The sequence below is a fragment of the Roseburia sp. OM03-7AC genome (assembly GCF_003462625.1).
In the GTDB taxonomy this organism is placed as follows: Bacteria; Bacillota; Clostridia; order Lachnospirales; family Lachnospiraceae; genus Roseburia_C; species Roseburia_C amylophila.
Genome location: NZ_QTZJ01000001.1, coordinates 353,164 through 368,084, shown reverse-complemented (window position 1 = coordinate 368,084; position 14,921 = coordinate 353,164). Strand labels below are relative to the sequence as shown.

The following is a 14,921-nucleotide window of genomic DNA, read 5'->3' as shown; positions in this document are numbered from 1 at the left end:
CGTTCTTACTGTGCCTTTCTGTCTATAATCTTACCGATAATTCCATCTGCATCAATTCCTGTTTCTTTGCGGAGAAGTTCTACATTTCCATGCTCTACATATACATCCGGTATTGCAATATTTAAAACCTCCATGGAACCATCTCCATTTGTATTCATAAATTCCAATACATGCTCTCCAAAGCCTCCGGATTGCACATTTTCTTCCAGAGTAACCAGAAGCTTATGATTCTTCTGCAGTTTAAGAAGCAGCTCTTCATCAAAAGGCTTCACAAATCTTGCATTGACAAGAGAGCAGGAATAACCTTTTTCTTTTAATTGTTCCCTTACGGTAAGTGCTGTCTTTACCATGCTTCCTACTGCCAAAAGTAAAATTTCACTTTCTTCATAAAGAACTTCTGCCTTACCATATTCTAACGGTGCCCGATATTCCTTTAATTCATCAAAGGCTTCGCCTCTCGGATATCGTACTGCAATCGGTCCGGAAAAATCCACGGCATATTTTATCATATCTGATAATTCCCACTTATTCTTAGGTGCTAAAATTGTCATATTCGGCAGACAGGAAAGATAAGATAAATCAAAGATTCCCTGATGAGTCTCTCCATCACTGCCCACAAGTCCTGCACGGTCAATGGCAAATACTACATGCAATTCCTGTATACAGACATCATGCAGAATCTGGTCATATGCTCTTTGCAGGAAAGAAGAATAAACCGCTACAATCGGCTTCAAACCGGCAGCTGCCAATCCTGCGGCAAAAGTCACTGCATGTTCTTCTGCAATTCCCACATCAAAGAAACGTTCCGGGAACATATTCCGGAATCTTTTTAGTCCGGTTCCATCTGCCATTGCCGCTGTAATGGCAACCACTTTTTCATCCCGGTCGCCCAATTTACGCATAACCGTAGAAAAAATATCGGTATAATTGGCTTTTACCCGTTTCACAAGAGGCAGTCCTGTCTCAACATCAAAGGCTTCCGTTCCATGAAAACGTGCCGGATGGCGTTCTGCCGGAAGGTATCCTTTTCCTTTTTCCGTAATCACATGTACCAGAACCGGTCCTTCCACCTTAGAGGCTTCTTTGAATAATTTCACCATGGCAGGAATATTATGACCATCTACCGGTCCTAAATAAAGGATTCCCATATTTTCAAAGAGCATGCCCGGAATCACAAGCTGCTTGATTCCATTTTTGGTCTTACGGATTTTCTCAACAATACGTTCTCCATATTTCGGAATGCTGTTCAGGGAATTCGTAATACCATTCTTTAATCCCTGATAAGATTCTGCGGTACGAAGTCCGCTTAAATATCTGGATACACCGCCGACATTTTCCGATATAGACATCTTATTGTCATTTAAAACAATAATCAGATTTGACTTTAATTTGGATGCATTATTCAATGCCTCATAAGCCATTCCGCCAGTCAATGCACCATCTCCGATAACAGAGATGACTTTGTACTTTTCTCCGGTAATCTCCCTTGCCATAGCATAGCCTAATCCTGCGGATATGGAAGTCGAACTGTGTCCCGTATCAAAGCAGTCGCAATCACTTTCATGACGTTTGGGGAATCCGCTCATGCCGCCGTATTTTCTCAGTTCATCAAAACCGGCTTTTCTTCCTGTCAGTAATTTATGGGTATAAGACTGATGTCCTACATCCCAGATAATTTTATCCTCTGGTAAATCAAAAGCAAGATGCAGTGCCATGGTAAGCTCTACCACGCCAAGATTGGAGGCAAGGTGCCCACCGGTTTTTGATATTTTGTCAATCAAAAAAGAGCGGATTTCCTCTGCCAGAATCGGAAGTTCGTTTTTATTTATCCTTTTTATATCATTTTCATGCTCAATCTTTTCCAGCACCATGTATCTTTACTCCTTTGGTTTCTGAAGTTCTTATTTTTCCCTATGAATCAGATATTCTACCAGATGAATCAGAAATTCATTTTTTACCACCAGTGATTCTAATAAATTCACTGCATGTTTTGAATATCGTTTCACATCTTCCTGTGCTTTTTTCAATCCCTCATATGTAACATAAGTTGCCTTTTCGTTTTTGGCATCACTGCCAACCGGTTTCCCAAGCACTTCCTGATTACCGGTAACATCTAAAATATCATCCTGTATCTGGAATGCCAGACCAATCTCTGATGCCGCCTCTTCGATAATCTTCTGCTCGCTTTTCGTGGCACCTGCAAGAATTGCACCGATTAACATAGACGCTTCAATCAAAGCACTGGTCTTTAATTTATAAATAAAATCTAACTGGTCTCTGGTGACAGACTGTGTTTGATCCGTTTCCACATCTACGGTCTGTCCCCCTACCATACCATAAATTCCGGCTTTCTGCGATAATACAAGCAATGCCTTTGCCACATTAGGCGTCTGTTCCGTCTGTAATGCTGTCAATGCTGTCTCATAGGCAAAATTCAAAAGACCATCCCCGGCAAGAATTGCCATAGCTTCTCCATAGACAATATGCGTTGTCTTTCGTCCGCGGCGGTATTCATCATTATCCATTGCCGGCAGATCATCATGAATTAAAGAATAAGTATGAATCATCTCAATGGCTGCCATGAATGGCTCAATTACCTCTGATTTTCCACCAAACATGCGGTAAGTTTCCAACATCAGCATTGGTCTTAACCGCTTTCCTCCTGCAAGAAAACTATAATTCATGGCTTCAATTACCTGCTTCTGATAGCCTTCTTCCTCCGGAAGATATTTTTTTATGATGTTTTCAATCTGTTCTGTCCGCTTTGTAAGCTCTGCTGTCATATCCATTAAAATTCCTCCAGCATTCCCTGTTCATTCAACACTAACATTTTCTTTTCAATCGAATCTATCCGCTCACTGCAGTGTTTCAGCTTCTTCATGCCCTGCTCATAGCAGAGAAAGGATTCATCCAGAGAAATGTCTTCCTCCATATGTGCAATCAGCTGTTCCACTTCTGCAAATAAATCCTCTAAATTCTCATTTTCTTTTTTTTCCGTTATATTATCTGTCTCATTTTCATTGATTGTATAATCTGTCATCTTCCGATTTCCTCCTGGCATATGATTTCTTCTACTCTTGCCTTAACGGTTCCGTCTTTTACACTGATCTGCAATTGTTCTCCTTTTGAAACCTGTGAAACACTTTTTAAACCATTCTGCCGGCTGTCAGAAACATATGCATATCCCTGTCCCAATCGTTTCAATGGCGAAATATCATCGAAATGCTGGGCTAACATCCGAAGTCTTGCCTTATTCTTATCTAACTGCTGTGTCATGCCATGCTCTAAGCGAAGCTGTAATTCCCCCAGATACTGTTTCTGACTGTTCAGACGATATACAGGACTCTGTTGCATTAATCTTGCCTTCAGTGTCTCCATGCGTCCCTGTATCACAGCAATTTTACTCTTCATGCTGCGCATCAGATGTACCCGGTCAGTCTGTATCCGCTGTAACATCTGATTCCTGTCATATACCGCAAGTTCTGCCGCTGCAGACGGAGTCGGTGCCCGCAAGTCTGCCACATAATCCGCAATGGTGTAATCCACTTCATGTCCCACTGCAGAAATAACCGGTGTTTCACATTCAAAAATTGCCCTTGCAACAATTTCTTCGTTGAATGCCCATAAATCCTCTATGGAGCCACCACCACGCCCCACAATGATAATGTCCAAATGCATGGCATCCAATGCATGAATCCCATTTACAATGCTTTCTTTGGCACCCTCACCCTGTACCAGTGCCGGATATAGAATAAGCTGCACATAAGGATTTCTTCGTGCAGCAATATTACGGATATCCTGTATTGCAGCCCCGGTAGGTGCTGTAACAATTCCAATACGTCCGGCATACTGCGGAATCGGTTTTTTATACTCTTCCGCAAACATGCCCATTTCCTCAAGTTCCTGTTTCAATTGAAGAAATCTGGAATATAAATCCCCTGCACCGGCAAGTGTAATTTCTTTTGCATATATCTGATATCTGCCATCACGTTCAAATACTTCAATAGAACCTGTTACCTCGACTTTGTCGCCATCCTTCATACGAAAGGATAAACCACCCCGGTTACCGGCAAACATAATTGCACTGATGGCACTGTTATTTTCCTTTAAAGTAAAATAAATATGACCGGAGGAATGATATTTACAATTCGATACCTCACCCTTCACACATACCTGATGCAGGACAAAATCCTGGGCAAACATATTTCTGATGTATCGGTTAATCTGGGTTACCCCATATACTTTCTTTATCATGCGATTTTTGCCAATACTCCGTTGATAAATGCCGGTGAATCATCTGTTCCATATTTTTTTGCCAGTTCTACTGCTTCATTGATGGCTACTCCGGTTGGAATATCCTCTTCATATTTCATCTCATATACAGCAAGACGAATCAGGGTCAGATCAACTTTGCCCATACGGGTTGTTTTCCAGCCTTTGGATGATTCATTGATAATCTTATCGATTTCCTCTAAAACAGCAATAATCTTATTAAATTTGTCTTCAATATAACTCTCATCCGGCTTCTCAATCGGTTCATTCTCTTCGATAAACAGATTCATCTGCTCTTCGTATTCCTTCTCACTATGAAATTCCACACGGAATAACATTTTAAATATCTGTTCTCTGATTTCTCTCCTGCTCATGCTGTATCCTTTCATTATTGGTCTTCCATGTAACTATAAAAAAGAATGCTTTAACAGCATTCTTTATTATACTACATCTGCGGTTATCACAAAAGTTTTATTTCGTATTTTTCATGTCAACCGTTGCAATTCTGACGTTAACAATTGCTACGGATAATCCTGTCATAGTCTCAATTGCAGATTTTACTTTCTCCTGTACCTTCTCAGATACTTCCGGAATAGAATAACCATAAGAAATATTTAAAGCTACTTCTACGCTGACCGTTTTCTCTGCCACTTCTACCTTAACACCCTTAGATAAATTCTTCATTCCAAGTTTGCTCACCAGTTCATTGGTAATATTGCCAGCCATGGATGCAACTCCTTCTACTTCTGTTGCTGCAAGTCCTGCAATAATAGCAACGACCTCATCTGCCACATGTACTTCCCCAAGGTTATCTTCTTTTATTTTAACAACTTTTCTATTATCTGCCATCGTTTTGCCTCCTACAAAAATATTATGTGGTTATTATATCAGATAATTCATTTTTTGAAAACCTTTCCGCATAATATTGTACATTTTCCCTGCGTAAAAGTTCTAAGAAATCTCTGTCCGGAATCGGCTTGGAATAAAAATATCCCTGTAGATAATCACAGTGCTGTTCTGTCAGATAATCTACATATTCCTGATTTTCTACTCCTTCTACCACAATCTCAAGCCCAAGTTCTTTAATCATGCGGATAGTATTACGCAATGCAATCATTGCCTTTTCATTTTTAAACGCTTCCCACAGAATGGTTTTATCAATTTTTACGATACGGAACGGGAACCGGAACAGATAATCCGTATTGGAATATCCTGAGCCATAATCATCCAAAGAAAACTCAATGCCCTGCTTATGCAGTATCTTGATATTGTTTTCCAACATATCACTATGGGCTGCCGCTGTCTCAGTAATCTCAAGATTGATCTGGGCTGGTGCTACATAATACTTCTTCATTATTTCCGTCAACCTCTCGGCAAGATTTTCCTGCATACACTGCACCACAGACAGATTTATTTCTATATACTGTAAGCCATAGTCTGTAAGCTGCTTTTCCCGGATAAAACGACAGACTGTCTCAAATACAAATTCTCCAATCTGCATAATCATTCCGCTCTTTTCTGCAATTGGAATAAATTCTTCCGGAGAAATGTAGCCCATACTCTGATCTTTCAGCCGGACCAGTGCTTCCGCAGATACGATTCTGTTTTCTGTCACCGAATAAATCGGCTGGTAAAAGACTTCGAAACCTTTATGGTCTACTGCATCATTCAAAAGTTTCCGGATACGAAGTTCCCTCTTTGGCCGGTCAATATCCATCTCAGCAGTCTTTAATACTACATTTCCATTTTCAGATGATATTGAACGCATATACTGGATATAGTCAATTAATCCATTCAGATTATTCGTATCACGCGGACACACAATACTGCTGATATGAATCCGGAATTTTGTCTCTACACTGCCGGAATGCCATGGCTGTTCAAACCGGTTCAGAATCTGCCGGATCAGTAAGGAAGAATCAATATCCTTCTTCTTCCGGTCTAACGCCAGCACATATACGCTCTGTGAAAACTGGTAAATACGGGAATTGTCGATAAGCTTACGAAAAAATGCCGCCATTTCCTTCAGGAATTCATTGACAGAATCATTTCCCAATGTCTGCCGCATCACCTTTAAATTATGCACTTTAATGACAAGCATCGGAAAACGCTCACTTCCTAACAGGCGTTCCTCTGACTCTTTTAAAAATGCCCTCCGGTTCATAATTTCAAGCTCCGGCACCGTATATTCCTGTGGTCTTTCCGAAGAAATCAGATATAAAAGTACGCACATTGCCATTCCAAAAAACTGAAACCGGAAACCCGGAAATGCAATATGAAGCACCAGTGTAAACACACTTACAACTGCAAATACAGTCGTAGAGAATAATAATTCAAAGCTGAGCCGTTTTCGGAAACGAACCAGAAACACTTCCCCCATCAGATAAAAATAAATCATACATAGGTAGAATAACATAATTCCATTCTGTCTCTGATAGCTGCCATCCGTTCCCACTTTAAAAAGATATGGTATAAATAACTGTACTACCAGCAATGCGATTACAATCCAGGCCGGTACAAACAACCATCCCTTTTCCTTCCGGATAAAGCGTTCCACTCTTCCTGTCAGGCACAGAATATACAAAAGATAAGCTGCCGCTGCCACAACCTGCCCTAAAATACAGATATAGAGCAGGACTGTAGTTCCTGTTTTTCCGAAAGTGATTTCCTTCCAGAACAGTAAAAAGTCGCTGGTAGACACGACAAGCAGAGCATACAACATTACGCGGTATACCCTGCTTTGAAAATTGTCACTGTATTTTCTTAAATGATACGCAACTAATGCAGTCAGAAGAACAAATGCAGCCGCAATATCGTAATATACTAAATGCTCCATTCTTATCCCTCACACTCTGCATAAATATTATCTGAAAGATATTTTACATCACTGAACGGTTCCTGCTCTGTTGTTTCTTCTGCCATCCCTGCCGCCTTTATCTTCGTCAGTTTGTCAATATAAAAATCCACAGCCTTCTTTGACTCTTCGAAAGTATATAACGCTGCCGGGGAATTCCATTCCCTGATATAAACCTTGTTGTAGTCAATATAAGCAATCATGGCAAAATCGCCGTCTTCCGGGTTTAGAAATGTCTTCTGCATGGATGCATGCATATCACAGCCACGGATGATTTTATCCTCTTTGTTTTTCTTCTGCCCGGTTACAGCTTTTGCAGACTTCTCTCCGGATTCCGTTTTATTTCCGGATGCCTTCTTTTTCTTCTGGTCTTCTTCCACCATCCGGTCTATGGCATCTGCTGCACGATTCATTGCTTCGAAAATATCAAGTTGTCCCTCTACACCTTTTTTCTCCGTTTTCATTGTGCCCCCTGTATTTTCTTAAGCCTTTTTCCAAAAAGAAATCTGCTTATTTTCCCACAATTTTTCTGGTATTGATATAATCATATGGTGTCTGCTGATACACATAATAATTCAGCCAGTTTGCATATAACATATTACCGTGTGAACGCCACTGCAGTAATGGTTTTGCATTGATATCATTGTCCGGATAATAATTCTCCGGCATGGCAATATCCATCCCTTTCTGCAGATCACGCTTATATTCCTCATCCAATGTATAACGGTCATATTCCGGATGTCCCATCACAAAAATTTTGCGTCCCTCATTGGCAATTGCCAGAAATACACCTGCTTTTTCTGATTCTGCAAGAATGGTAATATCCTTTACCTTCTCAATATCCTCTTTACGGATTCCGGAATGTCTCGAATGCGGTGCCATAAAGCGGTCATCAAATCCCCTTACCAGTGGTACTTTGCGGTTCTTTACCTGATGTTCGAAAATTCCAAACATTTTCTCATCCAGCATATATTTTGGGATACCATAGTGATAATAGAGAGCAGCCTGTGCGCCCCAGCATAAATGCAGGGTTGATGTTACATGGGTCTTAGACCACTCCATAATATCACAGACTTCCTTCCAGTAATCCACCTCTTCGTATTCCATGGTTTCTACCGGTGCTCCGGTTATAATCAGTCCGTCCAGATTCTCATCCCAGATTTCATCCATTGTCTGATAAAAATGATTCAGATGACTCATGGATGTATTCTTTGATTCATGGGATGATACCGTTAAAAAGGTAACATCAACCTGTAATGGTGTATTTGCAAGTGAACGCAACAACTGCAGTTCCGTTTCTTCTTTTAATGGCATCAGATTCAGTATTCCAATCCGGATTGGGCGGATATCCTGATGTTCTGCTCTTCCCTCATCCATAACAAACACATTTTCCCTTTCCAGAATCTCTCTGGACGGTAAATCGCTCATTATCTTAATCGGCATATTATCTAACCTCTTTTCATCATATACACATATCTCATTTCATAATACCTTAATTTTACGAATACTTCAATATGCAATTCACTTTCCGAAACGTTCCACAAACATATCTTCAGAAATAATCGGAATGCCAAGACTCTTTGCTTTCTGATTCTTTGATGATGTGGATTCAATATCATTATTCACAAGATAATCTGTCTTCTTAGAAACACTGCCGGTAACAGAGCCGTTCTGGCTCTCCACATACTCTTTAAATTCGGTACGGTTTTTAAACTGATGGACATCACCGGTAATAACAAAGGTAAGTCCTTCACAGGTTCCTCCCTCTGTCACCTTCGGCTCTACTTCCGCAATGTTTAATATTTCTTCTAATGCAGCTACCGTATGACGGTTTTGATTCTGTCTGTACCAGTCCAGCATGGAAGTCGAACGCTCCGGTCCGATTCCGTCAATATCCTCAAATCCTTCACCTGCATGCAGTTTCTGAAAGAAACCTCCTGTGCCAAGGGCAGCAATCATTTTCTTTCCTGCATCGGTGCCAATCTGCGGAATGCACAGTGCATAAATAAAATGTACCGGATCAACGTTTTTGCTCTTTTCAATTGCCTGCAGCATATTGTTACAGGATTTCTCGCCAAATCCGTCTAAAGAGCGGATTTCATCCGCATGATTTTTAAGAGTATAAATATCTTCAAAATAATGGATATATCCTAAGTTCATAAACTTTAGCATGGTCTGTATGGACAATCCGTCAATGTCCATGCCAGGCTTGCTGACAAAGCGGCTGAATTTTTTTACATGCTTTGCGGTACAGTCCGGATTCGTACAATGTAAAGTCTTTGTTCCGCTGTGTTCACTGATTCTGATTTCCGTTCTGGCATGGCATACCGGACAGAATTCCGGAATCGTAAAAGTTCCTTCCTTTTTCTTTACGCCGATACATTTTGGAATAATCTTATTTGCTTTAATAATATCAAGTGTTGTCTTCCCATCTTCTCCGATTCCAAGACGTTCCATTTCACTGATATTACAAAGGGAGGCGCGGCTTACGGTGGTTCCCTCCAGTGCAACCGGCTCAAATACTGCTACCGGAGAAATGGTAGATGCCGCACAGGACCACTCTACATATTTTAATGTGGTCTCCGCAGAGACATCCTGCCATTTAAACGCATAACCGGCTCTAGACGCATGATGTCCGGTAACATTACCGGTCTGGGCATAATCATTATCTTCATAACAGATAACCAGTCCATCTACCGGAATATCCATTTCACCATCTTCTACCTTCTTTGTCCAGCGTTCTACAACTTCCTCCAACCCTTTCGCATCGGTCAATTCATGTGCTACTGTCGTAAATCCAAGCTTCTCAAGATAATCCATCCGTTCTCCCCAGGATGACATTGTTTCATCCAGATGCACCAGTGTAAATGCATAAAAATGAATATGGCGTTCCTTTACTTTATCAAGATTGCTCTTATCCAGACCTAAAGTGCCGGATGCAAGATTTCTCGGGTTGGCATATTTTTCATCATCATCTTCAATGGTATCATTGATTAATTCAAAATCTGTATAGGTAATAGCCGCTTCGCCACGGACTACCAGATGTCCCTTATATTTTACAGTCTTTGGAATCCCTTCAATGGCATCCTTCATAAATGTGATATTGCTGCCGACGGTTCCATTTCCTCTTGTTAAAATCTTAACAAGTTTTCCGTTATCATAAGTTACTACCAATGTTAATCCATCCAGTTTCCAGGATAACCAGACCGGTCTTTCTCCCGCCCACACCTGTAAATCAGAAATCCGTTTCGTCTTGGCAAGGGAAAGTGCCGGATATTCATGCGCTTCCCGTTCACCATTGCTTTCCTCAAATCCGGCATTCTGTGTCGGACTTTCCGGCAGAATATATCCTGTTTTTTCTTCTAACCGGGTCAGTTCGTCAAACATGCCATCCCATTCATAGTTTGACATAATTTCATCCTGTCCATTGTAATATGCTTCGGACGCCTCATTTAACGTTTTTACCAGTTCCTCGATTCTCTTCTTCTCATCCATGGATATGCTCCTTACCCTCAATCTATTTTGGCATTACTGTTGTATTGCTGGAATTTAAAATGCGCCGGTTCAGCTCAGTCCACTCTTCCGCCGTTACTCTGCGGTACTTTCCTTTTTTGAGACTGCCCAGTTCTATATTCATAATGCGAACTCTCTTTAATTTTACTACTTTATATCCGCAATACTCACACATCCGGCGGATCTGCCGGTTATACCCCTGGGTTAATATGATTCGGAATTTACGCACATCCAGTTTTTCTACTGCACATGGTCTTGTAACCACACCAAGTTCTTCCAGTGGAACTCCCCCGGACATTTTCTTTAAAAATGTCTCCGTTATGTCATGATTTACGGTAACTTCATATTCCTTTTCATGCATATTCCCGGCACGCATCATCTTATTTACAATATCCCCATTATTTGTCAATAATATAAGTCCCTGGGAATCTTTATCCAGTCTTCCTACCGGATAAATACGTTTCGGATAATGAATATAATCAACAATATTGTCTTTTTCGTCTTTTGCAGCAGTGCAGACAATGCCCACCGGCTTATTAAATGCAAGAAGAATCATTTCCTCTTCTTTTTTTATTGTTTTTCCATCTACACACACCCGCTGTCCCGGCATCACCTTACAGCCGACAGAAAGAACTTTTCCATCTACCGTAATACGTCCCTGCTCAATCAGACGGTCCGCTTCTCTCCTGGAACAATATCCTGCTTCACTTAAAAATTTATTGATTCTGATTCCGTTTTCTTCCATCAATATTTTCACCCTGTGTAAATTTTCTCGCTGCCCGCGGAACAAAGAATGTGTCTTGGTACATCCTCGCGGAGCGTTTTTTACTTTACAGGAAAGCAATTTCCTGTAAAGTAAAAATAACGGAGGTCCTAAGACCTCCATCTATTTATTATTTTAAGAACTCTGTCTTAACATATCCTTCTTTATCTTTCCAGGTAACTTTTGTCCACCCTTCTGCATAGCTCATCTGAACAGTAACAGAATCTCCTGCATAAGCAACTCCAACCTTGGATGCGGTCTCACTCATAGAGGAACGGATATTAACCGTATTGGTTAATGTAATCTTAGTGCCAGCTGCGATTCCGCTGGTGTCTGCCGCCGGCTCCTGTGCCGGTGCTTCTGTTGAAACATAGTCACTCTTTACATATGCCGGTGTGCCATTGTAATCAATGCTGCTCCATCCATCTTCTGTCGTACCGGTTCTTGTCAGTGCAGTTCCCTTTTCAACTGTTCCAAGCAATGCTCCGGACTCATTCGGTTCCTGTCTGACATTTACTTTATCCAGTGTATATACCGTCTCCGTTGTCACTTCCGGCTCAGCTGGTGTCTCTGGTTCCACCGGTGCCTCTGGTTCCGCCGGTGTCTCTGGTTCCGCCGGTGTCTCTGGTTCCGCCGGTGTCTCCTCTGTTGCCGGCTGCTGCTGTGCCTGTGCCTGTGCGATTGCTGTTGCCCATGCATTATATGCATCAGCAATTGTAACCGTTACCATATTAGAAAGATTTTCATCTGAAGCAATTGCTTTTTCATAATTTGCCTGTACTTCTGCCTGTAATGCAATGACATCTTCCTGTGTTTCAAAACTACTGATTAAGTTTTCCACATTATTATCGGTCGGCTGTTCTTTATAATGACGGTTAAAGCTGCTGTATAAGTTATCAATATAAAGTGCTCCCTGCTCATTCTTCTTTACATAGAAGAACTCCATACCAGGTGCTGTAGTATCTACTCCTGCGAATTTCAAATCCAGCGTTACACAGACAAGATAAGAATCTGCTTCTAATCCTGACTTAGTATAACATTTGATATTCTGATAACTCTCTGCATACTGTGACATCATGGTAATCAGGCTCTGTTCATTCTCGGAAACAGGTGTTGCATAGGTCTGTAATGTTGCCAGATCACCTGCCGCATATGCATTGTAATAATTCTGCATCAGGGTATTGATTTCCGGAACGGCATCTACCTGAAAGCTCTCTGATTCGGTACCCTGTTCCGTAGAAAGTCCATTATCTTTATCTTTATTTCCACTGCTGAATTTTATCATTACTACTGCCAATACAACAAATAATATTACTGCAGTAAAATATTTCCAGTTCTTCTGAAAGAAACTACTTATATCATTCTTTGATATCTTACTCATTTTTTCTTTGATTTCTGACGCTTTCATATCTGTCCTCCTAACCTTACCCATAACCCCCAAAAAAGTATGCTTTGTGAGCTGCCCGTGTAAATAATGAAAAACGTTTCTTATAAGTTTTGCGGGACATAAATCCCGCAAAAAAATGTGTTAATATAAATTATAAAATGCACCCGGCGGGAATCGAACCCGCATTATCAGAGTCGGAGTCTGACGTTCTATCCATTAGACTACGGTTGCAGCTTATTTATACTAACACATCTATATAAAAAAATCAAAGGTTTTATTTAAGAAGCTTCTTCAAACTGGGAATTATAAAGCTGTGCATAGAAACCATTCTTCTGTAACAGTTCTTCATGATTTCCCTGTTCAATAATATCACCATCTTTCATAACAAGAATCAGATCAGCATCACGAATGGTAGACAGACGATGGGCAATAATAAAACTTGTTCTTCCTTTCATCAGGTTATCCATAGCCTTCTGGATTCTGTGCTCTGTTCTGGTATCAACAGAAGAAGTTGCTTCATCTAAAATCAATACCCGGTTGTCTGCTAAAATGGCACGGGCTATGGTAAGCAACTGTTTTTGTCCCTGGGATACATTGCTGGCGTCCTCATTTAATTCCATATTATAACCCCCCGGCAATGTCTGGATGAAATGATGGGCATGGGCTGCTTTTGCTGCTGCAATAACTTCTTCGTCCGTGGCATCCAGTCTTCCGTAACGGATATTTTCCATAATAGTACCTTTAAATAACCAGGTATCCTGAAGTACCATGCCGAAGGCATCTCTTAGCTCCCGGCGGTTATAGTTTCTGATATCGTTACCATCTAATCTGATGCTTCCACTGTTGACATCATAAAAACGCATCAGCAGCTTCACCATGGTAGTCTTACCTGCTCCGGTTGGTCCTACAATGGCAATCTTCTGTCCCGGTTCTACCTTTGCGGAAAAATCATTAATGATAATCTGATCCGGATTGTATCCGAAATGCACATGGGAGAATTCTACTTCTCCACGAACATCCTTTAATTCCACTGCATTTTCTGTGGTCTGGTCTTCTTCCTCTTCACCTAAGAATTCAAAAACACGTTCCGAAGCTGCGGTCATGGACTGTACCTGGTTAATGACCTGTGCAATCTGCTGGATTGGCTGAGTGAAGCTCTTTACATACTGGATAAATGCCTGAATATCACCAATTCCGATTGTCCCGTTAATTGCAAGCATTCCACCGGAAATTGCCACGCCTGCATAGCCAAGGTTACCGACAAATACCATAACCGGCTGCATCATTCCGGATAAAAACTGGGATTTCCAGGCAGACTCATATAATACATGGTTTGTATTATTAAACCGTTTTATGGTTTCCTTTTCTTTATTAAATGCCTGGATAACTAAATGTCCGGAATAAGTCTCTTCCACCTGTCCATTAATATGTCCCAAGTACTCCTGCTGGGTACGGAAATATTTCTGTGAAAATTTTGCAATTGCTGAAACCATCAACGCTGAAATCGGAAGAATTACTAATGCAATCAGTGTCATCAGTGGTGAAATAGAAATCATCATCACAAGCACTCCGATAATGGTTGCCACGCTGGTAATAATCTGTGTCACACTCTGATTTAAGCTCTGTCCCAAAGTATCCACATCATTGGTAATACGGGAAAGAACTTCCCCATAAGTTCTGCTTTCAAAATATTTCATCGGCATACGGTTGATTTTTTCAGAAATCTCTTTACGCATACGATAGCAGATTTTCTGTGTGATTCCAGTCATAATAAACCCCTGAAAAAAGCTGAATACCGCACTGATAATATATAAGCCAAGAGTAAATAATAATATCTTTCCAATCAGTGTAAAATCAATTCCGCCGGTTCCTGCTACTTTATTCATCAGACCGTCTGCCAATGCCGTAGTAGCTTTACCCATTACCTTTGGTCCTAATACAGAAAATACGGTAGAACAGATTGCAAGTATCATAACTGCAACAATTCCAATTTTATATTTTCCAATATAAGAAAGAAGTTTCCGGAAAGAGCCCTTAAAATCTTTTGCTTTTTCACCCGGCATCATTCCACCGCCCATTGGTCCTCTCGGACCTCTACGACGTGGTGCACGATAACTTTGCTCATTACTCAT

At 40.9% G+C, this 14,921-nt stretch carries 13 protein-coding genes and 1 tRNA gene; all 14 read right to left on the bottom strand.

From position 1 onward, the window contains the following. Positions 1-5: 5 nt before the first annotated feature. Positions 6-1,871: a 1-deoxy-D-xylulose-5-phosphate synthase gene (gene dxs, locus DXB39_RS01780; RefSeq protein ID WP_117841130.1), complete on the bottom strand. Its 1,866-nt coding sequence runs from the start codon at positions 1,869-1,871 to the stop codon at positions 6-8. A gap of 30 nt (positions 1,872-1,901) precedes the next feature. Further along, entirely contained in the window at positions 1,902-2,789 is an 888-nt protein-coding gene (locus DXB39_RS01775) for a polyprenyl synthetase family protein (protein WP_022243229.1), read from the bottom strand. Then, positions 2,789-3,040, bottom strand: a complete 252-nt coding sequence (gene xseB, locus DXB39_RS01770) for an exodeoxyribonuclease VII small subunit (protein WP_117841131.1) — start codon at positions 3,038-3,040, stop codon at positions 2,789-2,791. The genes DXB39_RS01775 and xseB overlap by 1 nt, the downstream gene beginning before the upstream one ends. Continuing rightward, positions 3,037-4,254 carry an exodeoxyribonuclease VII large subunit gene (gene xseA, locus DXB39_RS01765; RefSeq protein ID WP_117841132.1) on the bottom strand — a complete coding sequence of 406 codons (1,218 nt, stop codon included), beginning with the start codon at positions 4,252-4,254 and terminating at the stop codon, positions 3,037-3,039. The genes xseB and xseA overlap by 4 nt, the downstream gene beginning before the upstream one ends. Further along, complete coding sequence (gene nusB / locus DXB39_RS01760; protein ID WP_197420811.1) at positions 4,251-4,646, bottom strand: transcription antitermination factor NusB; 396 nt, start codon at positions 4,644-4,646, stop codon at positions 4,251-4,253. Before nusB ends, xseA begins: the two co-directional genes overlap by 4 nt. A 97-nt stretch (positions 4,647-4,743) precedes the next feature. Then, a complete protein-coding gene (locus tag DXB39_RS01755; RefSeq protein ID WP_022243233.1) occupies positions 4,744-5,121 on the bottom strand; it encodes an Asp23/Gls24 family envelope stress response protein in 378 nt (125 codons plus the stop codon). 22 nt (positions 5,122-5,143) lie between these two features. Further along, a complete protein-coding gene (locus tag DXB39_RS01750) occupies positions 5,144-7,108 on the bottom strand; it encodes an EAL domain-containing protein (RefSeq protein WP_117841134.1) in 1,965 nt (654 codons plus the stop codon). Positions 7,109-7,110: 2 nt separating this feature from the next. After that, on the bottom strand, positions 7,111-7,590 hold the full coding sequence (locus DXB39_RS01745; protein WP_117698585.1) for a hypothetical protein: 480 nt from the start codon (positions 7,588-7,590) through the stop codon (positions 7,111-7,113). A gap of 46 nt (positions 7,591-7,636) precedes the next feature. Further along, entirely contained in the window at positions 7,637-8,569 is a 933-nt protein-coding gene (gene metA / locus DXB39_RS01740) for a homoserine O-acetyltransferase MetA (RefSeq protein WP_022243236.1), read from the bottom strand. A gap of 78 nt (positions 8,570-8,647) precedes the next feature. After that, on the bottom strand, positions 8,648-10,621 hold the full coding sequence (gene ligA, locus DXB39_RS01735; protein ID WP_117841135.1) for an NAD-dependent DNA ligase LigA: 1,974 nt from the start codon (positions 10,619-10,621) through the stop codon (positions 8,648-8,650). A 22-nt stretch (positions 10,622-10,643) separates the two neighbouring features. Then, positions 10,644-11,384, bottom strand: coding sequence for a pseudouridine synthase (locus DXB39_RS01730; RefSeq protein ID WP_117841136.1), 741 nt, complete (start codon positions 11,382-11,384; stop codon positions 10,644-10,646). Between the two features lie 148 nt (positions 11,385-11,532). Then, complete coding sequence (locus DXB39_RS01725) at positions 11,533-12,810, bottom strand: SH3 domain-containing protein (RefSeq protein ID WP_117841137.1); 1,278 nt, start codon at positions 12,808-12,810, stop codon at positions 11,533-11,535. Between the two features lie 138 nt (positions 12,811-12,948). Beyond that, positions 12,949-13,020 (bottom strand) — tRNA-Arg (locus tag DXB39_RS01720). 47 nt (positions 13,021-13,067) lie between these two features. Then, a complete protein-coding gene (locus DXB39_RS01715; RefSeq protein ID WP_117841138.1) occupies positions 13,068-14,921 on the bottom strand; it encodes an ABC transporter ATP-binding protein in 1,854 nt (617 codons plus the stop codon).